General features: G+C 64.8%; 25 protein-coding genes. 15 read left to right on the plus strand and 10 right to left on the minus strand.

Annotated features, from left to right (window positions below):
* The 3 genes from Q3866_RS01650 to Q3866_RS01660 form a co-directional block, all read right to left on the minus strand.
* A partial coding sequence (locus tag Q3866_RS01650) for a recombinase family protein (protein WP_301829105.1) occupies positions 1-1,515 on the minus strand: 1,515 nt, incomplete at its 3' end.
* Positions 1,516-1,769: 254 nt separating this feature from the next.
* Entirely contained in the window at positions 1,770-2,144 is a 375-nt protein-coding gene (locus tag Q3866_RS01655) for a helix-turn-helix transcriptional regulator (protein WP_301829106.1), read from the minus strand.
* A 105-nt stretch (positions 2,145-2,249) separates the two neighbouring features.
* A complete protein-coding gene (locus tag Q3866_RS01660) occupies positions 2,250-2,630 on the minus strand; it encodes a helix-turn-helix domain-containing protein (RefSeq protein ID WP_301829108.1) in 381 nt (126 codons plus the stop codon).
* Positions 2,631-3,056: 426 nt separating this feature from the next.
* Between Q3866_RS01660 and Q3866_RS01665 the strand changes: the two genes are divergently transcribed.
* The 6 genes from Q3866_RS01665 to Q3866_RS01690 all read left to right on the plus strand — a co-directional run bounded on the left by Q3866_RS01665 (position 3,057) and on the right by Q3866_RS01690 (position 8,372).
* Positions 3,057-3,779, plus strand: a complete 723-nt coding sequence (locus tag Q3866_RS01665; protein WP_367881362.1) for an amino acid ABC transporter ATP-binding protein — start codon at positions 3,057-3,059, stop codon at positions 3,777-3,779.
* Between the two features lie 68 nt (positions 3,780-3,847).
* Positions 3,848-4,693 (plus strand): transporter substrate-binding domain-containing protein, encoded by an 846-nt coding sequence (locus tag Q3866_RS01670; protein ID WP_301829111.1) that lies wholly within the window; start codon positions 3,848-3,850, stop codon positions 4,691-4,693.
* A 93-nt stretch (positions 4,694-4,786) separates the two neighbouring features.
* Positions 4,787-5,533 (plus strand): amino acid ABC transporter permease, encoded by a 747-nt coding sequence (locus Q3866_RS01675; protein ID WP_293673864.1) that lies wholly within the window; start codon positions 4,787-4,789, stop codon positions 5,531-5,533.
* A gap of 4 nt (positions 5,534-5,537) precedes the next feature.
* Entirely contained in the window at positions 5,538-6,176 is a 639-nt protein-coding gene (locus Q3866_RS01680) for an amino acid ABC transporter permease (protein WP_293826815.1), read from the plus strand.
* Positions 6,177-6,186: 10 nt separating this feature from the next.
* Positions 6,187-6,885 carry an AAA family ATPase gene (locus Q3866_RS01685; protein ID WP_301829114.1) on the plus strand — a complete coding sequence of 233 codons (699 nt, stop codon included), beginning with the start codon at positions 6,187-6,189 and terminating at the stop codon, positions 6,883-6,885.
* 161 nt (positions 6,886-7,046) lie between these two features.
* On the plus strand, positions 7,047-8,372 hold the full coding sequence (locus Q3866_RS01690) for a lysylphosphatidylglycerol synthase transmembrane domain-containing protein (RefSeq protein WP_301829116.1): 1,326 nt from the start codon (positions 7,047-7,049) through the stop codon (positions 8,370-8,372).
* Positions 8,373-8,598: 226 nt separating this feature from the next.
* On the opposite strand, the gene gltX is transcribed toward Q3866_RS01690, so the two are convergent.
* Positions 8,599-10,086: a glutamate--tRNA ligase gene (gene gltX, locus Q3866_RS01695; protein WP_301829117.1), complete on the minus strand. Its 1,488-nt coding sequence runs from the start codon at positions 10,084-10,086 to the stop codon at positions 8,599-8,601.
* A gap of 160 nt (positions 10,087-10,246) precedes the next feature.
* On the opposite strand from gltX, the gene rfbA reads away from it, so the two are divergent.
* Positions 10,247-11,137: a glucose-1-phosphate thymidylyltransferase RfbA gene (rfbA, locus tag Q3866_RS01700; protein WP_293673859.1), complete on the plus strand. Its 891-nt coding sequence runs from the start codon at positions 10,247-10,249 to the stop codon at positions 11,135-11,137.
* Positions 11,138-11,254: 117 nt separating this feature from the next.
* Here the strand turns inward: rfbA and Q3866_RS01705 are convergent, their stop codons facing one another.
* Positions 11,255-12,223: a diacylglycerol kinase family protein gene (locus tag Q3866_RS01705; protein ID WP_293825934.1), complete on the minus strand. Its 969-nt coding sequence runs from the start codon at positions 12,221-12,223 to the stop codon at positions 11,255-11,257.
* Positions 12,224-12,321: 98 nt separating this feature from the next.
* Between Q3866_RS01705 and rnd the strand changes: the two genes are divergently transcribed.
* The 6 genes from rnd (at position 12,322) to Q3866_RS01735 (ending at position 16,763) form a co-directional block, all read left to right on the plus strand.
* Positions 12,322-13,455 (plus strand): ribonuclease D, encoded by a 1,134-nt coding sequence (gene rnd / locus Q3866_RS01710; protein ID WP_301829121.1) that lies wholly within the window; start codon positions 12,322-12,324, stop codon positions 13,453-13,455.
* A gap of 80 nt (positions 13,456-13,535) precedes the next feature.
* Positions 13,536-14,237: a zinc metallopeptidase gene (locus Q3866_RS01715; RefSeq protein WP_301829123.1), complete on the plus strand. Its 702-nt coding sequence runs from the start codon at positions 13,536-13,538 to the stop codon at positions 14,235-14,237.
* Complete coding sequence (xseA, locus tag Q3866_RS01720; RefSeq protein ID WP_301829125.1) at positions 14,237-15,634, plus strand: exodeoxyribonuclease VII large subunit; 1,398 nt, start codon at positions 14,237-14,239, stop codon at positions 15,632-15,634. The genes Q3866_RS01715 and xseA overlap by 1 nt, the downstream gene beginning before the upstream one ends.
* 45 nt (positions 15,635-15,679) lie before the next feature.
* Entirely contained in the window at positions 15,680-15,940 is a 261-nt protein-coding gene (gene xseB / locus Q3866_RS01725) for an exodeoxyribonuclease VII small subunit (RefSeq protein ID WP_293673854.1), read from the plus strand.
* 26 nt (positions 15,941-15,966) lie between these two features.
* Complete coding sequence (locus Q3866_RS01730) at positions 15,967-16,320, plus strand: histidine triad nucleotide-binding protein (RefSeq protein WP_301829128.1); 354 nt, start codon at positions 15,967-15,969, stop codon at positions 16,318-16,320.
* Positions 16,321-16,331: 11 nt separating this feature from the next.
* Positions 16,332-16,763, plus strand: coding sequence for a C-GCAxxG-C-C family protein (locus tag Q3866_RS01735; RefSeq protein ID WP_301829130.1), 432 nt, complete (start codon positions 16,332-16,334; stop codon positions 16,761-16,763).
* Between the two features lie 155 nt (positions 16,764-16,918).
* Here Q3866_RS01735 and trpS read toward each other — a convergent pair whose 3' ends face one another.
* Entirely contained in the window at positions 16,919-17,968 is a 1,050-nt protein-coding gene (gene trpS, locus Q3866_RS01740; protein WP_301829131.1) for a tryptophan--tRNA ligase, read from the minus strand.
* 345 nt (positions 17,969-18,313) lie between these two features.
* Here trpS and nrdD point away from each other — a divergent pair, with 345 nt between their 5' ends.
* Entirely contained in the window at positions 18,314-20,536 is a 2,223-nt protein-coding gene (gene nrdD, locus Q3866_RS01745; protein ID WP_301829133.1) for an anaerobic ribonucleoside-triphosphate reductase, read from the plus strand.
* A 113-nt stretch (positions 20,537-20,649) separates the two neighbouring features.
* Positions 20,650-21,222: an anaerobic ribonucleoside-triphosphate reductase activating protein gene (gene nrdG, locus Q3866_RS01750; RefSeq protein WP_293673601.1), complete on the plus strand. Its 573-nt coding sequence runs from the start codon at positions 20,650-20,652 to the stop codon at positions 21,220-21,222.
* A gap of 146 nt (positions 21,223-21,368) precedes the next feature.
* On the opposite strand, the gene aroQ is transcribed toward nrdG, so the two are convergent.
* The 4 genes from aroQ to aroC form a co-directional block, all read right to left on the minus strand.
* Positions 21,369-22,331 carry a type II 3-dehydroquinate dehydratase gene (aroQ, locus tag Q3866_RS01755; protein WP_293673600.1) on the minus strand — a complete coding sequence of 321 codons (963 nt, stop codon included), beginning with the start codon at positions 22,329-22,331 and terminating at the stop codon, positions 21,369-21,371.
* Positions 22,332-22,473: 142 nt separating this feature from the next.
* Positions 22,474-23,769 (minus strand): shikimate kinase, encoded by a 1,296-nt coding sequence (locus Q3866_RS01760; RefSeq protein WP_301829135.1) that lies wholly within the window; start codon positions 23,767-23,769, stop codon positions 22,474-22,476.
* Positions 23,770-24,915, minus strand: a complete 1,146-nt coding sequence (locus Q3866_RS01765) for a bifunctional chorismate mutase/prephenate dehydratase (RefSeq protein ID WP_301829136.1) — start codon at positions 24,913-24,915, stop codon at positions 23,770-23,772.
* Between the two features lie 25 nt (positions 24,916-24,940).
* On the minus strand, positions 24,941-26,074 hold the full coding sequence (aroC, locus tag Q3866_RS01770) for a chorismate synthase (RefSeq protein WP_301829137.1): 1,134 nt from the start codon (positions 26,072-26,074) through the stop codon (positions 24,941-24,943).
* Positions 26,075-26,076 lie beyond the last annotated feature (2 nt).

A 26,076-nucleotide genomic window follows, 5' to 3' on the forward strand; every position in this document is an offset into this window, starting at 1 on the left:
CGCCGCCCTCTCAAGGCGGAGATCACCAGTTCGAATCTGGTACGGGCTACCAAATCTGAATTGGTCGAACTCGCAATCTACCTGCGGGTTCGGCCTTTTTCCTTTTGCGATTTCGGGGTCTGTGACCCACGGAATCGACACCCTGAGCGTCCCTTCGGCGTCAATCGTGCAGCTGGTGAACATCTGCCGCAGGTCGCTCGGCGTCGCGCGATTTATTATTTCGCCACGCACCCAGTCGGCTATCCACTCGCGGCTGGGGAGGTTCATGGCCTCGCACTCTGTGATGGTTTTGTGGAGACGTTCGGCCTCTGCATCCATCTCCTCAATCTTCTTCAAGACCACCTCGACGGGCACTTCCTTTACGATTGCGTCCGCAAGCCTCTCTCGGCCCCTCTCGACCTCCGCAAGCCTCCTGCGGGCATCCTCGGCCCTCTTGGCCTTCGCCGTGGCCCCAGCGAGCTCGTAGACAGCGTCGGCCACCCTGTCGGCCATCCCAGGCTCTCGCAGCGCGGCCCCGATCACGTCGCGCACCGCGCCCTCGACGTCGGCCTTGCGGTAGCGCACGACTTTCCCGTCGATTCTCGCCGCGTAGTAGAAGTATGTGCTGCCGTTGCAGCTGGTGCCGCTGGTGCCAAAGTAGGGCTCGCCGCCCTCGTGGGCGAAGAGTTTTCCAGTTAGGGGGTAGCAGGTCGTGCGCGGGTGGACCTTTCGCGAGGAGTTCACGCGCTCGAACAGCTCGCGCGAGACGATGGCTGGAATCGCCCCCTCCTTGCGGACTGGGCCGTAGGTGTAGACGCCCGTGTATTTTTCGTTTGACAGGAGCGTTGCGAGCGAGCTGTAGTCGAATCCCTTGCCCCTGCAGGTCTTGGCACCACAGGAGTTCAGGTAGTCGATTATCTCCCTGCGCGACCGCATGTTGGCAGCCATCTCGAAGGCCTCGCGCACGTGTGCGGCCTCGGCCTCGTTCACCACGAAGTGGTCGTCATCGTCGACGTCGTAGCCGAAGACCCTCACGCCGTTGGCCCTGCACTTTTCGGCGTTGCCGTATAGGCCGCGCCTCACGTTCTGCGCGAGGTTGCGGCTGTAGTACTCGTTCATCCCGTCAATGACGGATTCCAGGATGATCCCCTCTGGGGAGTCGGGGATGTGCTCCATTGCCGACGTGAGCGCAACGCCGTTCTCCCTGAGCCTCTTCCTGTAGACGGCGGAGGCGAACCTGTCGCGGGCGAACCTGTCTAGCTTGTAGACGAGTAGGGTATCCCATTCGGCGTCCCTCGACTCCTCAATCATCCTCTGGAACTCTGGGCGCTCGTCGGAGGTGCCAGACATGGCCTTGTCGGCGTAGGTCGCCACGACGACCATCCCGTTTGCCTCGGCGAACCGCTCGCACGCGGCAATCTGGTCCTCAATCGACTCGTCGTGCTGCTTTTCGGAGGAGAAGCGCGCGTAGACGGCGCACCTTGCCTCGTCCTTGCTCGGCGGAGCGACCCTTCTCCTGCCCATAGCCTCTCCCATCTTCTGTTATCTGGCGCTGACGCCTTTGCCGTTCCCGTGGCGGCAATCATCGAAGCTTATGATCTCGGCCTTCCATGCCCGCTGGTTCGCGGCGAGAATCGCCGTTTGAACGACGAACTCGCGCCACTCATCGGTGCACTCGTGGTAGAGCCTCAGAAGCTCCAGCTCCTCCCGTGTCGGTCTTCGATCATTCAACGCGGCCACCTCCTACGGTTTGTTCATCGTTCCTTCTTCTTCCGTCCTAAAGGCCCCCATTAGGCGTCCGCCTCCTCGCGCTCTTCCCCTTCGTCCCAGAACGGGCACGGCATCGAGTTCGCCGACTGTGCGGCTGCGAGGCGTGCGCACTTGAGTACGTAGCGCTTCCATTCTTCGGTGCAAGTTCTGAAAAGCCTAAGAAGCTCGGTAGCTTCTGGGTCGTCAAGATCGTCTTTGTGCGCTTCGCTCCACCCAAGAAGTTCGTTTGCGTCGATGTTGAAGATGTTGCACAGGACAGATACGTACTTGGCATTCGGGAAGCTCTCTCCACGCTCCCACGCCTGAATGGTCCTGAATGACTTTCCTACGAGCTTTGCGAGCTCCTGCTGCGTAAGCCCCAGCTGCTCTCTTCTTTCCCTAAGACGGATATCCATCCGTTCTCCTCTCTCAGCTTGTGAGACACGCAAATCACAAACAAAAACTTGCGTAGCCGAAAAAAATTTCTGCGAATCAGATTTCTCCCGTCCTAAAGGCCCCCATTAGGCGTCCGCCTCCTCGCGCTCGTCCCCGTCGTCCCAGAACGGGCACTCTGCACCCTCGCGCGACTGGCTGGCGGCGAGGCGAGCGCAGTTGATTACGTAGTTCTTCCATTCAGGTGAGCAGGAGTTGAAGTTCTCGAGAAGGATTTGCTCCATAGAGCGCTCTTCGCTTCCAGTGTTGTCGTCCAATCCGAGCAAGTAGGAAATCGTCACACCAAGAGACTTGCTCAGCTTGATAAGCGTGCTCGACTTGACGTCGTTGTCGCCGCTTTCGTAGCGGGCGATCTGCTGTTGTGTGGTCCCAATGCTCTTTGCAAGCTGTGACTGCGACCAGCCCTTTGCGATACGCGCCTCTGAAATCTTGTAATTGAATTTGTTCACTTGTGGGCCCTTTCTAGTTGACCACCACATGTAAATTCTCACACACAAAAGTTGTGTTGATAAACACGAGTATGCTGTTTTATTATTCCTAGCAAATGTTTGGCGGGTTGCGAAAGCGACCCGTTTTTCTCTACCTATCATCCGGGTGTGGTCTTGAGGCCCCACTCATCGTCCTTGGGCAAGCGTTCCCGCTGCCGCGCCCAACGAGTTCGTTCTTGACCTTCGAGGTATAGACGCGTCCGCGTGGGATATAAGGCAAATCACGGCCTCCATATTAGTTATAAAATTGTCGATAGGCTTGTAACCTGCGTGTTTCTACTTAGTCACAGTTGGGTAGGATTACACTTTAAACAAACGCGCTTACCGTACAGTGACAACAACACCTGCACGAGAAGAGGGATGAACGTTATGACCGAAGCCAAGAACATGATCGAGATTAAGAATCTCAACAAGTACTTCGGTGATGTCCACGTGCTCAAGGACATCAATCTCACGGTCAAGGCCGGCGAGAAGCTCGTCATCATCGGCCCTTCGGGCTCCGGCAAGTCGACGCTCATCCGCTGCGTCAACTACCTCGAGGAGCCCACGAGCGGCACGATCACCATCGACGGGACCGAGCTCACCAAGAAGAACCACCTCGAGATGGCCCGCAAGTACTCCTCGATGGTCTTCCAGCAGTTCAACCTGTACCCCAACATGACGGTGCTGGGCAACCTCACGCTGGCTCCTATCAAGCTCCAGAAGAAGAGCAAGGAGGAGGCCACCAAGACCGCTCTTGAGGCCCTGCGCCGCGTTGGTCTCGAGGCCAAGGCGGGGGAGTACCCCCAGAACCTCTCCGGTGGCCAGCAACAGCGCGTCGCCATCGCCCGCGCCCTGTGCACCAAGCAGCCTATCATCCTGTTCGACGAGCCCACGAGCGCCCTTGACCCTGAGATGGTCCAGGAGGTCCTCAACGTCATGATCGAGCTTGCCCAGGAGAACATCACGATGATGTGCGTCACCCACGAGATGGGCTTTGCCCGCGAGGTGGCCGATCGCGTGATCTTCGTCGAGGACGGCCAGATCATCGAGGAGGGCACGCCCGAGCACTTCTTCACGAACCCCCAGCACGACCGCACGAAGCTCTTCCTCTCCAAGATTCTTCGCTAGGTACCACCTCTGGCGGACCTCGTCCGCCAGCCTCAGCTGCTCTTACCGACAACGAAAGGGGCTCCACCATGTACAACATCTCCCGACGCCAGTTCATCTCCACCATGGGCGTCGCCGGCGCCACCGTCTGCGGCCTTGGCCTCGTTGGCTGCGGTGGCTCGAGCTCGAGCGACTCCAACGCCTCCAAGCTCCAGACCATCAAGGACCGCGGCAAGCTCAAGTGCGGCGTCAAGAAGGACGTCGTGGGCTACGGCCTGCTCGACACTGCCACCGGCAAGTACGAGGGCATGGAGATCGACCTGTGCTACCAGGTTGCCGCCAAGGTCTTCGACGTCACCTACGAGGAGGCCAAGGACAAGGACCTCGTCGAGTTCACCGACGTGACCCCCAAGACCCGTGGCCCGCTCATCGACAACGACACCCTCGACCTCATCTGCGCCACCTACACCATTACCGACGAGCGCAAGCAGAGCTGGGACTTCACCGACCCTTATCGCACCGACCACGTGGGCATCCTCATCAAGAAGGGCTCCATGTCCTCGATGGCCGACCTCGACGGCAAGCACATCGGCGTCTCCCAGGGCTCCACGACCAAGGACGCCATTACCAAGATGCTCTCCGACAACGGCTTCTCCGCCACGCCGCAGTTCGACGAGTACCCCGACTACCCGTCGATCAACAGCGCCCTCGACGCCGGCCAGATCGACGCCTTCGCGATGGACCGCTCCACGCTGAAGACCTACACCACCGATGACAAGGAGCTCCTGCAGCCCGAGATCGAGTTTGGCGCCCAGGACTACGGCATCGCCACCAAGAAGGGCTCCGACCTCTCCAGCGTCACCGAGGAGGTCGTCAAGGACGTCACCTCCAACGGCTGGATCGAGGAGGAGATCCAGACCTGGGGCCTGCTCTAAGTTGTTCGACCGCCCGCCTGCCATGGCGGGCCTTGCCGGGGCCGCCCGCCGCACGTAGCGGGCGGCCCCGCACGTAGTCACGAAGGGAACGAGATGCTAGACGGACTCCTCGATCCGATGCGATGGTCGCTGACCTTCGCAGAGATGGACTCCCTGTGGACGGGCTTTGCCCTGACCCTGCAGGTCGTCCTCGCGGGCCTTGCCGTGTCGCTCGTGCTTGGCACGATCCTCGGCGTATTCTCGACGACGCGCTCGCGCGTGCTGCGTGGCATCAGCCGCGTGTACGTCGAGTTCTACCAGAACACGCCGCTGCCGGTGCAGGTCTTCTTCATGTACATGGCCGGCCCCAAGCTGCTCCAGGCCATCCTAGGTACGGCCGACCCGGTGCGCACGAGCGCCTTCATGCTGGGCACCCTGGGAGTTGGCCTCTACCACGCGGCCTACGTGTCCGAGGTCATCCGCACGGGCATCGAGAGCGTGCCACGCGGCCAGTTCGAGGCGGCGCTGTCGCAGGGCTTCTCGCGCCTGCAGTCCTACGCCTACATCGTGCTCCCGCAGACGTTCAAGGTCATCCTGCCCCCGCTGTGCAACCAGGCGCTCAACCTCGTGAAGAACACCTCGGTGCTTGCCCTCATCGCCGGCGGCGACCTCATGTACAACGCCGACAACTTTGTCTCGACCTACGGCTACCTACAGGGCTACATCATGGCCTGCGTGCTGTACTTCCTCATCTGCTTCCCGCTGGCGATCCTGGTCCAGTGGCTCGAGAGCCGCTCCAAGCGTCGCCCCCGCGCCAAGGTCATCCCCGGCGTGACGCCCGAGCCCGCGAAGGAGGCGTAGCCCGATGGAGATCTTTACCCCCGAGAACGTGAGCTTCATGCTCGGCGGCTTTGGCAAGACGCTTGTCATTTCCTTCTTTGCCATCATCTTTTCGCTCGTCTTTGGCACTATCCTGGCCCTCGTGAAGTCCTACGCGCCGCGCCCGCTGCGCCTGCTCGTGAGCGCCTACATCGAGCTGTTCCGCTGCACGCCTAACCTTTTGTGGATCCTGTTCATCTACTTCACCGTCAAGGGCAACGACGTCGTGATCTCCGTCTTGGCCTTCACGATCTTCACCTCGGCGGTCATGGCAGAGATCGTGCGCGGCGGCCTCAACGCCATCCCCAGGAGCCAGTTCGAGGCCGCAACGTCGCAGGGCTTTGGCTTCTTCGCCACGATGAGGCTCATCATCCTGCCCCAGACTTTCAAGACGATTATTCCCGCCCTGTTCAGCCAATGCACCACGGTCATCAAGGACAGCTCCTACCTTGCCGGCATCAATGTGGCCGAGTTCATGTACACTTCGAAGGTCGTCATGGCCAAGACCACGAGCCTCAATGACGTGCTGCTTGTCTATGGCTTCGTCTTCCTGCTGTACTTCGCCCTGAACTTTGGCATCTCGCTCATCGTGCGCGCCTACCAGCGCCGTGCGGTCGCCGCGTAAGGAGACTCCCATGGCTGAGAACCAGAACAACCTCGTCGAGGTCAGCCCCGACACGTGCACCTACCCCGTCGTCATCACGATCGCTCGCGACTTTGGCGCCGAGGGCCACGAGATCGGAAAGATGCTTTCCTGCGAGCTGGGCATCCCGCTGTACGACAACGAGATTCTCGTGCGCGCCTCGATGCGCGCGGGCGTCACGACCGACCAGATCGCCGCCTACGACGAGAGCTTGTCCGCTGAGGTCGCGGCCTTCTTGCCCGACCGCGTCGACACGCGCTCGGCGGCCGACAAGCTCTTCAAGCAGATGGAGGGCGTCATCCGCGACCTGGGCTCCACGCAGAGCTGCATCATCGAGGGCCGCCTGTCCGATTACATCCTGCGCGATAACCCCAACCGCATCTCGGTGCTCGTGACGGCTCCGCTCGACGCCCGCGTCGAGATCGTGCGCGCCAAGCGCGGCATCACCGACAAGAAGGCCAAGAAGCTCGTCAAGCGCATGCAGCGCGCCCGCGAGCTCTTCTACAAGCGCTACTCGGCGGGCAAGTGGTCCCTGCATGCCGAGAAGGACATCGTGGTGAACCGTGCCCGCTTTGGCCGTCAGGGCTGCGTTGACATCCTCGCCGCGGCCTATCGCACCAAGGTCGCCGCGGTGCAGTGCGCCCGGTGCTCCCAGGCGGATGACGCCACCGGCGACTCGGCGACCGAGTAGCTCGAACTCTCATATCAAGTCTTTGGGGCTCGTCGTTTGCGGCGGGCCCCTTCTCGTTGCGGTGCAGATGCTATGTAACCTGCGGAGACGCTTGGCCACGGGGGTAAAATTCAACAGATATGCAGCTTGGGCCCTTGGGCTCGCATAACGTGAGGGACCCTATGGCAAACACTCCAGACAACGGCAAGACCGCAGCTACCGAGGCTTTTGAGAAGCCCTCCACCTCTGCGGCTTCCCATAGGGCCAGGGCTCCCAAGCCGCGCGTCGCCGGTGCCCCCGTGCGCTCGCGCTCCAAGAAGGGCGCGGACGAGAAGCCCGCGGACCCCGACAAGAAGCAGGCGGCCCGTGGGGCCCAGTTCATCGGCCTCGTGTTTGCCGCCTACGTGGCGTTCCTGTTCTTCTCGGGGCAGATCGGCCAGTTCGTCGAGGCTTTCCACAACGTCGAGTATCCCTGGCTCGTTGGCGCCGTCATCTGCATCTGCATGTACTTCATGCTGGGCACCCTTGCCTACGTCACGGCCGTCTACCTCGACCACGACTCCCCGGTGGGCTTTCGCGACCTCATGGCCGTAGAGGCCTCCGGCAACTTCTTCGGCAACCTCACGCCCATGCAGATGGGCGCCCTGCCCTCTCAGATCTATCAGCTCACGAAGGCGGGCCTCTCGGTGGGCGCGGCGTCAGCCACACAGTTCACGCGCTTCATCATGTTCCAGTTTGGCGTGGTGCTCTTCGCTGCGATCATGCTGTGGGCAAAGCTCGGCTTCTTCCTCTCGAGCTATGGCGACATCGTACTGCTCAACCTGCTCGTCTTCGCGGGCCATGCCATCGAGTTGCTGTTCCTCTTCGTCGTGTGCCTGTGCCCCAACTTCGTGCGTCGTGTGGGCAGCTCGCTTCTGTCGTGGGCGAATGGCCACGGCTGGATCAAGAACTACGACAAGTGGGACGAGATGATCAACGTCCAAGTGTCGCAGTTCTCCACCGCCTTCCGCCGCAGCGCCGCCAACGTCCCCGACATGGTGCTCACCCTCCTCATCACGATGACGCAGCTCGCATTCCTCTACATGATCCCGTGGTTCGTCCTGAACGCCTTTGGCATCGAGGCGGACTTCCTTACCTGCCTCGCGGCTGGCTCGATGGTCCAGCTCGTCTCGACCGCCGTGCCTCTGCCGGGCGGCACCGGCGGCGCCGAGGGAGGCTTCGCACTGTTCTTTGGCCCCATGCTGGGCTCGTCCGCCACGGCGGGATTTCTCGTGTGGCGCGTGGTCACGTTCTTCCTGCCCACCTTCGCCGCGCTCCCGATGATCGGCCTCAAGAGCTCTCACCGCGAGAGCATCTACCATCGCGCCCAGCGCTGGACGGGCCGCGGTGGACGTCGCGCGCCCAAGCGCGGGGCCGTCACCGTGAAGCCCACGACCTCGCACGGCAAGTACGTCGTCAAGAAGAAGACGGGCGGCGCCTCCTCCTCGACCAAGAAGGCCTCCAAGTAGCTGTGACCCATAGGCTATCAGGGTATGCCCCATGCCGGCCAATTTATTTTGCGCCTCGACTCCGTTGACTCCGGCTCTTGCGAGGCGACATCCCAGGCGCTCCGTACGTATCTGGATTACTTCGCCGCCGCCCAACCCGAGGCTTTCGCATGATCTTCAACGCAAAACGAGCGCCCCGAACCATGTGGCTCGGGGCGCTCGTTTTGTGCGGGGTATGTGCTGCCTGCTACAGGGCCATCGTGCGGGCGCGCTCGAGGCGGGCAAGGGCGTCCGCCTTGCCCACGAGCTCGATGACAACGCCCAGCGGCGGGCTCACGAGGTTGCCGCACTCGGCGGCGCGGATGGCCTGGAAGACGAGGCGCTTCTTGGCGTCGAGCTGCTCGGGCAGGACCTCGAGCGCGGCATCGATAGCCTCGGCGTTCCAACTGGACTCCTCGATGGCCTCGAGGGCGGCGTGGGCGGCGTCGAGCACGGCCGCCATGCCCTCCTTGGCGAGGCCCTTGGAGACGGCCTTCTCCTCGTAGGCGAGGGTCTCGGCGGTGCCAAACACCATCGAGCAGATGCCAGCTACGTCGCCCAGGTGCTTGGTGCGCGGCTTCACGACGCTCGCGAGCGTGAGCAGCCAGTCCTGGCTGCGGTCGCCCTCGGCCATGAGGCCGGTCTCGACGAGCTCGGGAACCATGATCTTCTCGGCAAAGTCCTCGTCGGACATGTTGGCGAGGTACTCGGCGTTGATCCAGTCGAGCTTGGCCGGGTCAAAGGTCGCGGGGTTCTTGGAGACGCGGTCGAGCGAGAAGGTGTTCGCCAGCACGTCGCGCGGGACGATCGTGGTCTCGCCGTCGGGCGACCAGCCAAGGAGGGCCAGGTAGTTCACGAAGGCGTCGGGCAGGTAGCCTTCGTCGCGGAACTCCTCGACGCTCGTGGCGCCATGGCGCTTGGAGAGCTTCTTGCCGTCTGCGCCCAGGATCATCGAGATGTGGGCAAAGACGGGCACGGGGGCGCCCAGGGCCTCGTAGACCATGACCTGGCGCGGGGTGTTGGAGAGGTGGTCGTCGCCGCGGATGACGTGGGTGATGCCCATGGCCGCGTCGTCGACGACGGTGGCGAAGTTGTAGGTGGGGGTGCCGTCGGAGCGGAAGATCACGAAGTCGTCGAGCTCCTTGGCGTCAAAGGTGACGTCGCCGTGCACCGCGTCGTGGATCACGACGTCACCACGGTCCTCGGGAACCTTGATGCGCAGCACGTAGGGCTCGCCGGCCTCGATGCGGGCCTTGGCCTCGGCAGGGTCGAGGTTGCGGCAGCGGCGCTGGTAGCCCTGGAAGGGGTCCTTGCGGGCGGCAGCGGCCTCGCGGTCGGCGGCGAGCTGCTCGGGCGTGCAGAAGCAGGGGTAGGCGCGGCCCTCGTCCCACAGCTTCTTGGCAGCGGCCTTGTACATCTCGAGGCGCTCGGTCTGGACGTAGGGGCCAAAGTCGCCGCCCACGTCGGGACCCTCGTCCCAGTCGAGGCCCATCCAGCGCATGGCGCGCAGGATGATCTGCGTGTTCTCGTCGGTGGAGCGGGTGGGGTCCGTGTCGTCGATGCGCAGGATGAAGGTGCCGTGGTTGGCGCGGGCAAAGGCCCAGTTGAAGATTGCCGTTCGGGCGCCGCCCACGTGGAGCTTGCCGGTGGGGGAGGGCGCAAAGCGCACGCGTACGGGCTTCGTGGTGTCGGACATGTAGGAGTCCTCCTTGGTAAAACGTCACATACGCATTCAGTATACCGCGCGCACCCACCACAGGCGAGGTGCCGAGGTGTCCCCTCAGCCCCGCCCCGCTCGCGGTATACTTGCGACTGAGACTTGCACCTATGCACTCAATCCTAGGAGGCTCATCGCAATGAAGGGCATCGTTCTTGCCGGAGGCTTCGGCACTCACCTCTACCCCATGACGTTCTCGGGCTCCAAGCACCTGCTGCCCATCTATGACAAGCCGCTCGTGTACTACTCGCTCGCTACGCTCATGAAGGCCGACATCCGCGACGTGCTCTTCATCGTGAACCCGCAGGACATGGCCTCCTACGAGGCCCACTTTGGCGATGGTTCCCAGCTGGGCATGAACATCCAGTACAAGGCCCAGGAGAGCCGCGACGGCATTGCCCAGGCCTTCCTCATCGGCGAGGACTTCATCGATGGCGACCGCGTTGCCCTGATCCTGGCCGACAGCATCTTCTATGGCTCCGGCTTCGATCAGAATCTCGCCGAGGCTATCAACCGCAAGAAGGGTGCCACGGTCTTTGGTTACCAGGTCAAGCACCCCGAGTCCTATGCTGTCATCGACTTCGATCACGCCACCAAGAAGGTTAACTACATCGAGGAGAAGCCCGAGGAGGCCCGCACCAACTACGTGGCCACGGGCCTATACGTCTACGACGAGAAGGTCGTCGAGTACGCCAAGACCCTCAAGCCCTCCGCGCGCGGCGAGCTCGAGATCACGGACCTTAACCAGATCTACCTTGACCACAAGCAGCTCTACACCACGATGCTTCCCGAGGGCTTCGCGTGGTTCAGCCCCCGCACGGTCGACGACCTGTTCCACGCCGGCGAGTTCATCCGCGTCGTGCAGCAGTCCACGGGCACCAAGATCGCCTCGATCGAGGAGATTGCCTACCGCAAGGGTTGGATCGGTCGCGCGCAGCTGCTGAGCCTCGCCTCCAAGATTGCCAAGACCGAGTACGGCAAGTACCTCGAGGGCATCGCCCTCTCCACGGCCACGGTGGGCACCAAGTAGACCTTCGCCCAACCGTTGTTGCTCCCGCTCAACATGAGAGGCCCCACCGCGCTCGCTGCGCGACGGGGCCTCGTCCGTTTGGTCCATCCGTATCTGCATGCGCGGGTCGCGCGCCCCCTACTCGGGGAAGGCGAGCTCGGCGGCCACGGGGTAGCGCGGCTTGGTGCGGGGGCTTGAGGGGTGGTAGCGACTCAGGTCGTCCACGATGAGGTTGTTGGCGCCCTCGAAAACGTTGGCGTCCCAGTGGGTCACCTGGATGCCCAGTACCTCGCCGTCGACCTGCATGGGAACCGGCTCCGATGCCGTGATGGAGATGCTGCGCCCACGGAAGGTCTCAAGGGTGGGGCGCTTGGTGCGGCCCTTGGGGTCGAGCAGTCCGCGCACGAGCGGTCGCAGCAGCTCGGCGGTGTAGCTCGCCTCGAGCACGATGACGTCGAGCATGCCGTCGTCCATCGTGCAGTCGGGCACGATCTCCATGTCGAGTTGGATCATGGCGTTGTTGGCCACGAGGCAGGCGATGCCGTCGCGCTCGTGGACCTTGCCGTCGACCTCGATGGTGTAGTGGATGCTCCTGGGCTTGGGGTCGGCGAGGGCTGCCATGAAGTAGGCGGCCTCGCCCATGGCCTTCTTGTTGGGGGCGGCCGCCGTCATGAGCTCGGCGTCGAAGCCGGTGCCCGCCATGATCGAGAAGCCGCGCGTGACGCTCGCCCCGTCGTGGTCCCAACGCGCCTCGCCCAGGTCGCAGGTCGCGACGTTGCCCCAGCGGCAGGCGCGCGCGAGGGCGGCGGGCTCGGCTGAGTTGCCGATGTTTGCGAACAGGAGATTCGCGGTGCCCGAGGGGAACACGCAGGTGTCGACCGAGCGGCCCCTCAGCGCGTAGAGCAGGTTCGAGACCGTGCCGTCGCCGCCTGAGAGGACCACGACGTCGAAGCCCTCGGCGTCTGCCAGGACCTCCTCGTTGTTGCATTCCTCGCCCAGCACGCGCAGCACGCACTCATCGCCCGCCGCCACGAGCTCGCGCTCGAAGGCAAACACGGCGTCGGAGCCAAAGCCCGAGCGTGGGTTATGAACGATGAGGCAGCGCATGGTATCCTCCTATCTGTGTGCCCATTTGCGGCACGCATGCCATGGTAGCCGATTTCGCCCCGCCCCCTCACCGTCCGGCGGGGCTGAGAGGTCGCGTCTTGTTCATCTCCACAACCGAGGAGCTCGAGCGCTTCTGCGAGCAGGCGTCCCAGAGTTCCGTGCTCGCCGTCGACACCGAGTTCCTGCGCGAGCGCACCTACCGTCCGCGCCTCTGCCTCATCCAGCTCGCCACCTCGCCCGACAACATCGCCGCGGTTGACCCGCTCGCCATCGACGACCTCGAGCCCATCGCGCGGCTCTTCCGTGACAACCGCATCGTCAAGGTGCTCCACGCCTGCTCGCAGGACCTCGAGGTTATCGACGGGGCCATGGGCTGCGTGCCCAGCCCCATGTTCGACACGCAGCTCGCCGCGGCCTTCCTGGGCCACCGCATGCAGCTGGGCTACGGCGCGCTCGTCGAGGCCTACACCGGCGTGCACCTTCCCAAGGCCGAGAGCCTCACCGACTGGTCGCGCCGACCGCTCGACCCCGAGCAGCTCGTCTACGCCGAGGACGACGTGCGCTACCTGCCGGGCATCTACGACCAGATGAAGGCCGAGCTCGTCGAGCGCGACCGCCTGTCGATGGTGCTGCCCGAGATGCAGTCGCTGCTCGACCCCTCGCACTATCGCCACGAGCCCATGGAGGCCTACAAGCACCTCAAGCGCGTGAGCTCGCTCACCAGAAAGCAGCTCGCCGTGGCCCAGGAGGTCTGCGCATGGCGCGAGAGCATGGCCGCCAAGCGTGACATCCCGCGCAAGTGGGTGCTCGCCGACGAGGTGGTGGTCGAGCTCTGCCGGCGCGCCCCTGCCGACGAGGGTCGCCTGCGTCGCATCCGCGGCACCGAGCAGCTTTCCGAGCGCGACTCCGCGGCGCTGCTTCACGCCGTCTCGCGCGGTGTCGCGCGCCCCGCCTCACAGCTTCCGTCGCTTCCCAAGCGCAGCCGCCCTTCGGGCGAGCAGGAGAGCGTCGTCGACCTCATGTACGCGATGCTGCGCATCATCTCCGAGCGCAGCGGCGTGGCCACCCAGCTCATCGCCACGCGAGACGAGCTGGTCGACTTCATGAGCGGCCGCGAGGGCGCCTCGCTTGCCAGCGGCTGGCGCTACGAGCTCGCCGGAAGGCGCCTCGAGGAGCTGCTGGGAGGCTCCTGCGGCCTCACGGTCAAGGACGGTCGCGTCGAGATTCTGTAGGGGAGGCGCCGCCCCTCCCGGACGCCGCGTTTAGTGTCCGAGGTTGGGTAGATACTTCCCCACAGAAGAAAGGTGGTCACATGTACTACGGATACGGCTTTGGCTATGACCCGCTCTACCTAGCCCTCGTCATCATCTCGACGATCCTGGGCGTTGCCACACAGGGCTACATCAAGTCGACCTACGCCAAGTGGAGCAAGGTGCCGCTCGACGGCACCATCACCGGCGCAGACGTTGCGCGCCGCATGCTGTCCGACCAAAACGTCGGCGGCGTGGGCATCGAGAGCATCGGTGGCGAGCTCACCGACAACTACGATCCCCGCACCAACGTGCTTCACCTGTCGAGCGCCAACCTGCATGGCGGCTCGGTCGCGAGCGCGGCGGTCGCCTGCCACGAGGCGGGCCACGCCGTGCAGCGCGCGCGCAACTACGTGCCGGTCAAGATTCGCTCGGCACTCGTGCCCGTCGTGAACTTCACCTCCAACGCCTGGGTCCTCGTGTTCATCTTGGGCATGGCCGTGGGGCAGGCGGGCCTGCTCACCCTCGCCATCGCGCTCTTCGCCTTCTCGGTTCTGTTCCAGATCGTGACGCTGCCGGTCGAGTTCGACGCCTCGCGTCGTGCCGTCGCCTACATCGAGCGCAGTGGCTTGGGACCTCAGGCCGTCCGCGGCGCCAAGAAGGTGCTCACGGCCGCCGCCCTTACCTACGTGGCCGCGGCGCTCGTCTCGGTGCTGCAGCTGCTCTACTACATCGCCCGCGCCCAGGGCAGGAGTGACGACTAGTGGCCTGGACCACGGCAGACATGCGCGGCGCCCGCACGGTGTCGCAGGCTGTTGACAACTCCGACGCCCTCACCGTCACCGAGGCCGTCGCCAGCGTCAACGACGCGGTGAGCTCGCTGGGGTCCATGCTCGTCGAGGGCGAGGTCACGGGCTTCAGGGGTCCCAACGCGCGCAGTGGCCACTGCTACTTCCAGGTCAAGGACGAGAGCGCCGTCATGAGTGTCAAGGTCTGGAAGTGGACCTACGCCAAGTGCGGCTTTGAGCTCAAGGACGGCCTCAAGCTCGACATGTGGGGCAACTTCGACGTATATCCCGGCAAGGGCGAGCTGTCGTTTCTGCCAAAGCGCATCGCCGTTGCGGGCGAGGGCCCGCTGCAGCGCCAGGTCGAGGCCCTGCGCGCCAAGCTCAAGGCCGAGGGGCTCGCAGACCCCGCGCGCAAGCGCCCCATCCCGCGCTTCTGCACGCGGGTCTGTGTTGTGACGTCGCTGTCTGGCAGCGTCCTCGACGACGTGAAGCGCACGCTGCTGCGCCGCAACCGTCTGGTGGAGATTCAGGTGGTGGGCACGCGCATCCAGGGCGAGGGGGCCCCGCAAGACATCATCCGCGCGCTCGAGGTGGCCGCGGCGGCAAGGCCCGACTGCATCCTGCTCGTGCGTGGAGGCGGCTCCTACGAGGACCTCATGACCTTCAACGACGAGACCCTGTGCCGCGCCGTCGCCGCCTGCCCCGTGCCCGTCGTCACGGGCATCGGCCATGAGCCCGACAACCCCATCGTCGACGACGTGTCCGACCGTCGCGCCTCGACTCCCACGGGGGCCGCCGAGAGCGTGGCCCCCGCCCTGGACGAGATCGTGGACTCCATCAACACGCGCCGCGAGCGCCTCTCGCGCTCGATGGAGGTCATTCTCGACCGCGCGCACCGCGCCACGGGCCAGCAGGGCGAGCTCATGGAGCGCTCCGTCCGAGCCCGCCTCTCCCACGAGCGTCTCAACGTCGAGTCGATGGCGTCGCGCCGCTGCCTCTCGAGCCCCGAGACCATCGTGAGCGATCGCGAGGCCCAGCTCATCCAAGCCGAGCAGCGCCTGCTCGACGCCCTGCCGCGCAATCTCGAGCGTGCGGGCCGCGAGGTCGAGGGGTTGGGCGGCCGCCTTGCCAGCATCGCCCCGCGCATCGTGCGTCCCCACGAGGTCAGGGTCGCGAGCCTCGCGGCCACGCTCGATGCTCTCTCGCCCCTCAAGGTGCTGGGTCGTGGCTACGCCATCGCGCGCGACGAGGTCGGTCATGTCGTGACCGACGCGGCCACCCTCTCGCCGGGAGATTCGGTGAGCGTGCGCGTGGGCTCTGGCTCGTTCGCTGCCACGGTCACCGAGACCACACCCGCCGCTATGCAGGAGTAGGATTTGAGACAGGCCGCGCGTGCGGCCACAAGGATAGGAGGGCGCATGGCGCTCGAGAACACTGACAAGAAGGTCGAGGACCTCACGTTCAAGGAGGCCTCCGTCGAGCTCGAGCGCGTCGTGCGTCAGCTCGAGGGCGGTGACCTGGAGCTCGAGGACGCGCTGGAGCGCTACGCCCGTGGCGTGGAGCTGCTGCGCAGCCTGCGCGAGCGCCTGAACAACGCCGAGCAGAAGGTCCAGGTTCTTCTCGACAGCACCTCCGAGGTCGCGGTGCCCGACACCACCGACGCCTCGGCAAACAACTAGCCACCCTCGTTCAGCAAGGAGCACCCATGTCCGACTGCATCTTCTGTAAGATCGCCAACCACGAGGTCCCCTCGACCACCGTCTACGAGGACGACCAGGTCATCGCCTTCCGCGACCTCGACCCGCAGGCGCCCACCCACGTGCTCGTGATTCCCAAGAAGCACTACGCCAACATCTGCGACGGCGTTCCCGCTGAGACACTCGCTGCCGTGGCCCACGCAATCGACGAGGTCACCAAGAGCGAGGGCATTGATGAGAGCGGTTACCGCGTCATCTCCAACGCAGGCGCCGACGCGGGCCAGACCGTAATGCACTTCCACATGCATGTTATGGGCGGCAAGAAGCTTGGCATGGGCCTGCTGCCCGCAGACGCACAGTAGGGGAGATGACTATGGAATCCAGGATCGAGCGCGCCGACGAGCTGCACCGCAAGGGCTACAACTGCGCCCAGGCCATCGCCTGCACCTATGCCGACCTCGTGGGCGTCGATGAGCGCGAGGCCTTCCGCAGCATGGAGGCCTTTGGCCGCGGCATGGGTGGCATGAGGGGCACGTGCGGTGCGCTGTCCGGTGCCGTCTACCTCGCCGGCCTCGTCGCGAGCGACGGCAACCTCGACAAGCCGGCCTCCAAGAAGACCTGCTATGAGCTCTCGCAGCGGATTCTCGCTGCCTTTGATGACAAGAACGGCTCCACCACCTGCCACGAGCTCAAGGGCATCGACTGCGACCACGGCATGCTTCGCAGCTGCCCGGGCTGCATCGCCGACGCCTGCGAGATCGTCGAGAGCGTGCTCTTCTCCGAGGGCGATGCCTCGGAGCAGTAGGCGACGTGATGCTCGGCTCGCCGCCTGCGAGCTTAGCTTGCTGGGGCGCGCGGCCGCGGCGCCGGCATTCGATTGCTGCTCACAAGCGAGGGGCGGCCCGCACGAACCAGTCGCGCGGGCCGCCCCTTTGTGTAGCATGGTGAGTGTTTCAACCGCTAGTAGACCATGCCCATGGCCTCGCGCACCTCGGCGAGCGTCTGGTTAGCGACCTCGTTGGCGCGGCGGTTGCCCTCGTGCAGGACGTCCTTCACGTAGTCGAGGTCGTTTTCGAACTGGTGACGGCGCTCGCGGATGGGGGCGAAGTAGTCGTTGACCGCGCCGGTGACGTACTTCTTAAGCGCGCCGGAACCGCCCATGCCAATCTCGTCGGCAATCTCGCGAGGGTCGCGGCCCGTGCAGATTGCGGCCGTGGAGATGAGTCCGGAGACGCCGGGGCGCTTCTCGGGGTCAAACGTGATGAGGCGCTCGGAGTCGGTCGTGCTCTTCTTGATGCGCTTGGCCGTCTCCTCGGGCGTCATCGAGATCGAGATGGCGTTGCCGTAGCTCTTGGACATCTTGCGCCCGTCGAGGCCTGGCAGCAGCGGCACGTCGGAGAGCAGGGCGTCGACCTCGGGGAACACCTTGCCGTAGCGCGCGTTGAACTTGCGCGCGATGAGGCGCGTGAGCTCGATGTGGGGCAGCTGGTCACGGCCGACGGGCACGACGTTGCCCTTGCAGAACAGGATGTCGCAGGCTTGGTGCACCGGGTAGGTGAGCAGAAGGCCCGTGAGCTCGTGGCCGCTTGCCTCCATCTCGGCCTTGACCGTGGGGTTGCGCTGCAGCTCGGCCTCGGAGACGAGCGACAGGAACGGCAGCATGAGCTGGTTGGCGGCGGGCACCGCGGAGTGCGTGTAGATCATCGTCTTGTCGGGGTCGATGCCGCAGGCAAGGTAGTCCATGACCATGTTGTAGACGTTGTCCTGGATGTTGGCCGTGGTGTCGCGGTCGGTGATGACCTGGTAGTCGGCGATGAGGACGTTGGTGCGCACGCCCATGTTCTGCAGCTCGACACGGCCCTTGAGCGTGCCGAAGTAGTGGCCCAGGTGCAGACGGCCCGTGGGGCGGTCGCCAGTGAGCATGACGTAGTTGCCGGGGTTGTTGGGGAGGTCGGCGCGAATGGCGTCGCTGCGCTTCTGGGCGACCTCGTAGCTTCCCTCGTTGGGCATGTGATCCTCCTGTGTGTTGGTACGCACCGCCGCCCGGCGATGTGTGCAAGCGGTGGTGGGACGTTCGAGATTCGACCTACATATGGTACGACAAGGCGGGCAATCGGTCGAATGGCTCTACCTGCGCGTTTGTTGGCCTCATTTTGATAAAACACAACATATTGTGGCATGTGAACTTCTAGGGCCACCTAACTTGTATATCTTGGGCAATGTCAAGACTGGAATTGCCCAATGGTTAACGTAGTATCTAATGGCGGCCCTCCTCGGGGAGGGCGCAACGCAACACCATGCGCGGCCGCCAGCAACGCCGGTTGTCGCGCTCGATGATGGCTAGGGAGACGTCTCATGAAGATCGTGAAGCGTAATGGCTCAGAGGTAACGTTTGATGTCGGCAAGATCGTCGCGGCGATTGAGCGCGCCAACATCACCGTGCCCGAGGAGCAGCGCCTCACCCACGCCCAGATCGTTGACGCGGGCGACGCCGTCGAGGCGGAGGCCTCCGTGTGCGGCCACACCGTCACGGTCGAGGAGGTCCAGGACATGGTCGAGGACCAGATCATGGCCAAGGGCGCCTTCTCCGTTGCGCGCAACTACATCACCTACCGCTACGTGCAGGGCCTCAAGCGCCAGAACAACACGACGGACGACAAGATCCTGTCGCTCATCGAGTGCAACAACGAAGAGGTCAAGCAGGAGAATTCCAACAAGAACCCCACGGTCAACTCCGTCCAGCGCGACTACATGGCCGGCGAGGTCTCCAAGGACCTCACGATGCGTATGCTGCTGCCCGAAGACGTCGTGCAGGCTCACAACGAGGGCATCATCCACTTCCATGACTCTGACTACTACGCCCAGCACATGCACAACTGCGACCTCGTGAACCTCGAGGACATGCTGCAGAACGGCACCGTCATTTCGGGCACCCTCATCGAGAAGCCCCACAGCTTCTCGACGGCCTGCAACATCGCCACGCAGATCATCGCCCAGGTGGCCTCCTCGCAGTACGGCGGCCAGTCCATCTCGCTCACGCACCTCGCCCCGTTCGTCGAGGTCAGCCGCCAGAAGATTCGTCGCGAGGTCCTGCGCGAGCTCGAGGAGCTTGGCGTCGAGGCCTCCGAGCAGAAGGTTCGCGACGTGGTCGAGAACCGCCTTGTCGACGAGATCCGCCGCGGCGTCCAGACAATTCAGTACCAGGTCGTGACCCTCATGACCACCAACGGCCAGGCGCCGTTCGTGACCGTCTTCATGTACCTCAATGAGGCCCGCAGCGCCCAGGAGAAGCACGACCTCGCGCTCATCATCAAGGAGACGCTGCGCCAGCGCTACGAGGGCGTCAAGAACGAGGCCGGCGTGTGGATCACGCCCGCGTTCCCCAAGCTCATCTACGTGCTCGAGGGCGACAACATCGAGCCCGGCCAGAAGTACTACTACCTCACCGAGCTCGCCGCCAAGTGCACGGCCAAGCGCATGGTGCCCGACTACATCTCCGAGAAGAAGATGCGCGAGCTCAAGCTCTCCGCGGGCGAGAAGCCAGGCGAGGGCGACTGCTACACCTGCATGGGCTGCCGCAGCTTCCTGACGCCCGACCGCTCGGGCAACGGCTTTGACAACGTGGCCCACGCGCTCAACTACGACCCCAGCAAGCCCAAGTACTACGGGCGCTTCAACCAGGGCGTCGTCACCATCAACCTGCCCGACGTGGCGCTGTCCTCCGGCGGCGACGTCGACAAGTTCTGGAAGATTTTCGAGGAGCGCCTAGAGCTGTGTCACAAGGCCCTGCGCTGCCGCCACGAGCGTCTCAAGGGCACTCTGTCCGACGCCGCGCCCATCCTGTGGCAGTACGGCGCGCTGGCCCGCCTGCCCAAGGGCGCCACGATCGACCCGCTGCTCTACAGTGGCTACTCCACGATCAGCTTGGGCTACGCCGGCCTCTACGAGTGCGTCAAGTACATGACGGGCCACTCGCACACCGAACCCGAGGCCACTCCGTTTGCCCTCTCGGTCATGCAGAAGATGAACGACAAGTGCACCGAGTGGAAGTCTGCCGAGAACATCGACTACTCGCTCTACGGCACGCCGCTCGAGTCGACCACCTACAAGTTCGCCAAGTGCCTCCAGCGCCGCTTCGGCGTGGTCGAGGACATCACCGACCACGGCTACATCACGAACTCCTACCACGTCAACGTGCGCGAGAACATCGACGCGTTCACCAAGCTCAAGTTCGAGAGTGAGTTCCAGCGCCTGTCGCCGGGCGGAGCCATCTCCTACGTCGAGGTGCCCAACATGCAGGACAACCTCGAGGCCGTCATGAGTGTGCTGCACTACATCTACGACAACATCATGTACGCCGAGCTCAACACCAAGAGCGACTACTGCCAGGTGTGCGGCTACGACGGCGAGATCAAGATTGTGGAGGACGACGGCAAGCTCGTGTGGGAGTGCCCGCACTGCGGCAACCGCGATCAGAGCAAGCTCAACGTTGCCCGTCGCACCTGCGGCTACATTGGCACGCAGTTCTGGAACCAGGGCCGCACCGAGGAGATTCGCGACCGCGTCCTGCACCTTTAGTAGTAAGCTCTACAACTGTTTGAACTAGCTCGGGCGGCCTCGCGACGTGACTCGCGGGGCCGCCCGATTGACGTAGTTCGCCTGGGCCGGGCCTCTGCGAAGGGACATTGCGCATGAACTATGGCGCCATCAAGTACTGCGACATCGCCAACGGCGTTGGCGTGCGGACCTCCCTGTTCGTCTCGGGATGCCGCGTGCACTGCCCGGGCTGCTTCAACGGCGAGGCCCAGGACTTCGACTACGGCCTGCCCGTGACCCGCGAGGTCGTCGACGGCATCATCGAGAGTTTGCGCCCCAGCTACATCCGCGGCCTGTCGCTTCTGGGTGGCGACCCCATGGAGCCCGAGCACCAGGCCGAGCTTGTGCAGATCGTCGAGCGCGTTGCCCTCGAGCTGCCCGACAAGGACGTCTGGTGCTACACCGGCTACGTCTACGACCGCGACCTCGTTCCAGGCGGCCGCCGCTATGTCGAGGGCGTCACGGACCGCCTGCTTGACGGCATCGACGTGCTGGTCGACGGTCCCTTCATCGAGGCCGAGAAGGACATCACGCTGCGCTTTCGCGGCTCTGCCAACCAGCGCCTCATCGACCTGGCAGCGACGCGCGCCACGGCCACGGCCGACAACCCCGCCGGCGACATCGTGATCTGGAGCGATGGCGAGGTCTTTGGCACCCACCACATGTAGGGCTGGGGAGCCCCTGGCCCGTTTGGCGACCCGTCACGCGCGAAACCGTCGCCAATCGTCTTGCATTCACAGAATATGAGTAGACCCGCCTTCCCGGATGCACCGTGGGAGGCGGGTCCTTTGCTAGGCAGATGGGGTGCTAGCGGCTACATCCCGAGGTGGGCGGCCATGTCGAGGATGGCTTTGCGGTAGCCCTCGATGCCCAGGCCGGTGATCGTCTCGAAGCAGGCCTTGCGCACGTAGGAGACCTGGCGGAAGTCCTCTCGCTCCTCGACCTTTGAGATGTGGACCTCGACGCAGGGAATCTGCACGGCCTTGAGGGCGTCGAGGATGGCGACCGAGGTGTGCGTGTAGGCGGCAGGGTTCATCACGATGCCATCATAGGTGCCAAGGGCCGCCTGGATCTCGTCGACGATGGCGCCCTCGTGGTTGCTCTGGAAGCAGCGGACGTTGGCAAAGCCCGCCTCGGCGGCCGCCGCCTTGCAGGTGCGCACGAGCGCCGCGTAGTCGGCCTTGCCGTAGATGGCGGGCTCGCGGATGCCCAACATGTTGATGTTGGGGCCGTTGATGACGAGCAGGGCGCGGCCGCGCTTCTCGGGCGAGGCGGCGACCTTCGAGGTCTTGGAGCCGTCGTCGAGGAAGGCACGCAGCGCGTCGAGGTCCTCCTTGCCCAGGCGCTCGTCGTTGATGGCGGCGCGCTGCTGGGCGCGGTAGGAGCTGCGGTGGCCCGGCGTGATGACGACGCGGCTCTTGGGCTTGTCGTCTTTCTCTGACTTGCCCAGGGCCTTCTCGACAATCTTGTCGGTGGGGATGGACTCGAAGGGGTTGTCGCAGGTGCCCGCGGGGTCGCCGACGCCCACGCCGGACTGCAGCGCGAACTCGCGCGACACGCCCTCGATCGCGGCGGGGCCAAGCACGACCTCGATGCCGGTGTTGCCGTGCGGCACGACGCCCAGCACGCCACGGATGGCGGTGATGTCGCTCGTGGTCACGAGCGAGCTGTCTGCCAGGGTAAGCCTGAGGCGCGTGAGGCAGGTCATGACGTGCCTCACGTTTGCCTTTCCTCCCACGGCGGTGAGAATCTTGGCCGCGACTTCCCTGTACTCCATGGTGCAAATCCTTCCCTTGGTGCCCGCGGCACCTCGAGCCGCAAAAATACTCAAAGCATACTAGTTAAATAGGCTTAGCCTATCAATGTGTCGTAACGGTCACAAACCGCCAACGGACGATATTGCGGGGTAAGCGGAGACGCTACAGGGAGAGCCTGCGCATGATCTCCTGCGCGTCGCCTCGGGCAGACCCCGTGCACGCGACGACCTCGTCTGCCCAGGCGCGGTAGAGGGGCATGCGCTCGGCTGCCAGCGCCTCGATGCCGCGCGACTTCGAGATGGGGCGCCCCTTGCTCGAGAGCTGGTCGAGCTTGCGGTCGACCATCACGACGGTCGAGTTCTGGCGGAGCAGGTCGCGGTTCTCGGGGCGCGTCACGACGCCGCCGCCGCACGAGATGACCAGCCCGCTGCCTCTTGCGACCTCGGAGAGCGCCTGCGTCTCCATCGCGCGGAAGGCCTGCTCGCCGTCCGTCTCGATGACCTCGGCGGGGGTGCGGCCAAAGCGCTCGGAGAAGTTGACGTCCATGTCGACGAACGTGCGGCCGCAAAGCTCGGCGAGGTTGCGTCCGGCGCTCGTCTTGCCGCTGCCCGGCATGCCAATGAGCGCGACGTTTCTGCTCGAGCGCATGAGGCGCTCGTTGATGCTGCCGATGAGGCCCTCGTCGAGCTCGCGTCCCTGCCACATGCTGCTCGACAGCCACGCCTGGCCCACGAGCATCACGAGTCCGCTCTCGGAGGGCACGCCCATGCGCTCGGCGGCGAGCATGATGCCCGTGTGCTCGGGGTTGTAGACGACGTCGATGACGCCGCGCAGCCCCGTGATGTGGGCGAGGGTGTCGTCGTCGAGGGGCGAGGCGGGGCAGTTGGGGTACATGCCCACGGGGGTGGTGTTCACGATGAGGGCGGCGTCCGCGTGGCGGGTTGCGACGCCCTCGTAGGTCTCGTCGCCGTGGCGCGAGATCACGACGGGCACGGCGCCCACGTCCTCGAGTGCGCAGACGATGGCGCGGCTGGCGCCGCCCGAGCCCAGCACGAGGGCCTTCGCGCCTTGGATGGCGCCCAGGCCGCCCAGGTGCCGCTCGCAGAAGCGCTTGAGCGTCCAGGCGAAGCCGAACATGTCGGTGTTGTCGCCGATGATGCGGCCGCGCTCGTCATGCAGCAGCGTGTTGACGGCGCCGATGCGCGCGGCGGTGGGCCGCAGCTCGTCGACGAGCGGGATGAGGTCGCGCTTGTAGGGGATGGTGCAGTTGAGGCCCTTCCAGGAGCCCTCGCGCACGAACGCGGCAAGCTCGTCGGGCTCGAGCTCGATGAGCTCGTAGGGGGTCGTTCCCAGCCCCTCGTGGATCTGGGGGCTCCAGCTCTGCTTGAGCGTGCGGCCCAGAAGGCCGTAGGTCACCGGGGCGTGCGGCGCGCGCTCAGCGCCCTTCTCGGCCGCCACCTACACCAGCTCCGTGTAGCTGCCGAGGTAGCGATACTCCTCGCAGACGTCGTCGAGCGAGGCGATGAGCTTGGGGAACTCGGGCGCCGCCACCGAGCAGTCGACGTCGAAGTAGAACATGAAGTCGAAGTCCGAGTTGGGAATCGGGCGGCTCTCGAGCTTGAGGAGGTTCACGTCGAGGGCGTAGAAGCGGGCGAGGACCTTGTAGAGGCTGCCCGGGTCGTTGGGCGTCACGACCATGAGCGAGGTGCGGTCGGCGCCGGGGTAGATCTCGAGGTTCTTGGAGATGCAGGCGAAGCGCGTGTAGTTGGCGTCGGAGTCCTGCACGGAGCGGGCGAGGGACACCAGGTTGTAGAGCTCGGCACAGCTGCGGCTCGAAAGGGCTGCGACGTCGGTGCGGCCGCTCTCGGCCACCATCTTGGCGGCCGCGGCGGTGTTCTCGACCACGTGCACGGTCATCTCGGGGTGCTGGGCGAGGAAGCCCTTGCACTGGGCAATGGCCTGTTGGTGGCTATAGACGTCGGTGATGCCGCCAATCTTGGCTCCGGGAAGGGCCAGCAGGTTGTGGTCGACCTTGATGCGCACCGAGCGCACGATCGAGAACTTGTGACGCATCATGAGGTCGTAGACCTGGTTGACGGTGCCTGCGGTGGAGTTCTCGACCGGCAGCACGCCATAGCGGCAGAAGCCCTCGTCGACCGCGCGGAAGACGCCCTCCCACGAGTCGAAGTAGCTGATCTTCGCGCGCTTGAAGAGGCGGTCGGCGGCGTGCTGGGAGTAGGCGCCCTCGACGCCCTGGCAGGCCACGAAGGCGTCCTGCGGGAAGAGCGCGGGCGTGCCCGCGATGGCGCTCTCGATGGCGTCCGCGAGCTCGCTCTCGTTGTTGAGCTCGGCGCTCTGCTCGGAGCGCGAGATCTCCATGATGAGACTGAAGAGCACCTGCGAGTAGTCGCGGAGCTTCTCGGGGACCATCGTGGCGACGTCGGCGAGCTTGGCGCGCTCGCGGCCGCGGTCGAGGATGGGCTTGCCGCTCGCTCGCTTGTACTCGGCGACCTCGTGCGCGCATTGCATGCGCTGCGCGAACAGCTCGCAGATCTGGGTGTCGATGGCGTCGATGCGGCTGCGGATTTCTGAGAGGTCAGCCATGGTGCTCCAAACGTTCTAGCTGGGATTACTTGGTGGTGGTCTCAAGGGTTGCGGCGGCAGGCGCAGCGTAGGCGCCGTCATCGACGAGCGCGTCGAGCAAGGCGAGCGCGCAGGCCGCCTCCACGACGGGCACGGCCCTGGGGACGATGCAGGGGTCGTGGCGCCCGTGGACCACGAGGTCGGCGTTTTCGCCCAGGGCGAGGTCGACGCTGTCCTGGCGCTTGCCGATCGAGGGTGTGGGCTTTACGGCCGCGCGCCAGACGATGGGCATGCCCGTGGAGATGCCGCCCAGGATGCCGCCGGCGTTGTTGGTGGTGGCGACGACCGCGCCGCCCCTCTCGCGCCAGGGGTCGTTGTTCTGCGACCCACGCAGGGCGGCCGCCCCAAAGCCGGCGCCAAACTCGACGCCCTTCACGGCCGGGATGCCGTAGGCGAGCGCCGCGATGCGGTTCTCGAGGCCGTCGAACATCGGATCGCCCACGCCTGCAGGCATGCCGTAGGCCGCGCACTCGATGACGCCGCCCACGGAGTCAAGCTCGCCCTTTGCGGCAAGCACGCTCTCGTGCATGGCGCGGGCAGCCTCGGCGTCGATGCAGGGAAGCTCGTTTGAGAGGATGGCCTTTCGCTGGATGGGTTCATAGGCGAGGTCGTTCAGGGTGGCGTCCGTCACGCGCTCGGGGCCGAGCTGGGCGATGTGGGCCACGACCTGGATGTTCATGGCGGCGAGGGCCTGCAGGGCGATGCCGCCCGCGATGCACAGCGGGGCGGTGAGGCGGCCCGAGAAGTGGCCGCCGCCCGCTACGTCGTGGTGGTTGCCGTAGCGAACGAAGGCCGGGTAGTCGGCGTGGCCGGGGCGCGGCACGCGGCGCAGGCCGTCGTAGTCCTGGCTGCGGGTGTTGGTGTTCTCGATGATGGCCGAGAGGGGCGCGCCGCAGGTGTGGCCGTCGACGAGGCCCGAGAGGATGCGAGGGCGGTCGGGCTCGCGGCGGGCGGTCGAGGTGTCGGAGCGGCCGGGCGCGCGGCGCTCGAGGAAGCCCTGCAGCTCGTCGAGGTCGACCTCGATACCGGCGGGCAGGCCCTCGACGGTGCAGCCGATGGCCTCGGAGTGGGACTGGCCAAAGATCGTGAGGCGAACGCTGTGGCCGATGGATGACGCCATGG

The sequence above is a fragment of the uncultured Parolsenella sp. genome (assembly GCF_958346945.1).
Taxonomy (GTDB): Bacteria; Actinomycetota; Coriobacteriia; order Coriobacteriales; family Atopobiaceae; genus Parolsenella.

Coding starts and splice junctions, on each gene's coding strand:
- Q3866_RS01655 (WP_301829106.1), bottom strand. CDS start 2,144: ATGGATATCCGTCTTAGGGAAAGAAGAGAGCAGCTGGGGCTTACGCAG.
- Q3866_RS01665 (WP_367881362.1), top strand. CDS start 3,057: ATGATCGAGATTAAGAATCTCAACAAGTACTTCGGTGATGTCCACGTG.
- Q3866_RS01670 (WP_301829111.1), top strand. CDS start 3,848: ATGTACAACATCTCCCGACGCCAGTTCATCTCCACCATGGGCGTCGCC.
- Q3866_RS01675 (WP_293673864.1), top strand. CDS start 4,787: ATGCTAGACGGACTCCTCGATCCGATGCGATGGTCGCTGACCTTCGCA.
- Q3866_RS01680 (WP_293826815.1), top strand. CDS start 5,538: ATGGAGATCTTTACCCCCGAGAACGTGAGCTTCATGCTCGGCGGCTTT.
- Q3866_RS01685 (WP_301829114.1), top strand. CDS start 6,187: ATGGCTGAGAACCAGAACAACCTCGTCGAGGTCAGCCCCGACACGTGC.
- Q3866_RS01690 (WP_301829116.1), top strand. CDS start 7,047: ATGGCAAACACTCCAGACAACGGCAAGACCGCAGCTACCGAGGCTTTT.
- gltX (WP_301829117.1), bottom strand. CDS start 10,086: ATGTCCGACACCACGAAGCCCGTACGCGTGCGCTTTGCGCCCTCCCCC.
- rfbA (WP_293673859.1), top strand. CDS start 10,247: ATGAAGGGCATCGTTCTTGCCGGAGGCTTCGGCACTCACCTCTACCCC.
- Q3866_RS01705 (WP_293825934.1), bottom strand. CDS start 12,223: ATGCGCTGCCTCATCGTTCATAACCCACGCTCGGGCTTTGGCTCCGAC.
- Q3866_RS01715 (WP_301829123.1), top strand. CDS start 13,536: ATGTACTACGGATACGGCTTTGGCTATGACCCGCTCTACCTAGCCCTC.
- xseB (WP_293673854.1), top strand. CDS start 15,680: ATGGCGCTCGAGAACACTGACAAGAAGGTCGAGGACCTCACGTTCAAG.
- Q3866_RS01730 (WP_301829128.1), top strand. CDS start 15,967: ATGTCCGACTGCATCTTCTGTAAGATCGCCAACCACGAGGTCCCCTCG.
- Q3866_RS01735 (WP_301829130.1), top strand. CDS start 16,332: ATGGAATCCAGGATCGAGCGCGCCGACGAGCTGCACCGCAAGGGCTAC.
- trpS (WP_301829131.1), bottom strand. CDS start 17,968: ATGCCCAACGAGGGAAGCTACGAGGTCGCCCAGAAGCGCAGCGACGCC.
- nrdD (WP_301829133.1), top strand. CDS start 18,314: ATGAAGATCGTGAAGCGTAATGGCTCAGAGGTAACGTTTGATGTCGGC.
- nrdG (WP_293673601.1), top strand. CDS start 20,650: ATGAACTATGGCGCCATCAAGTACTGCGACATCGCCAACGGCGTTGGC.
- aroQ (WP_293673600.1), bottom strand. CDS start 22,331: ATGGAGTACAGGGAAGTCGCGGCCAAGATTCTCACCGCCGTGGGAGGA.
- Q3866_RS01765 (WP_301829136.1), bottom strand. CDS start 24,915: ATGGCTGACCTCTCAGAAATCCGCAGCCGCATCGACGCCATCGACACC.
- aroC (WP_301829137.1), bottom strand. CDS start 26,074: ATGGCGTCATCCATCGGCCACAGCGTTCGCCTCACGATCTTTGGCCAG.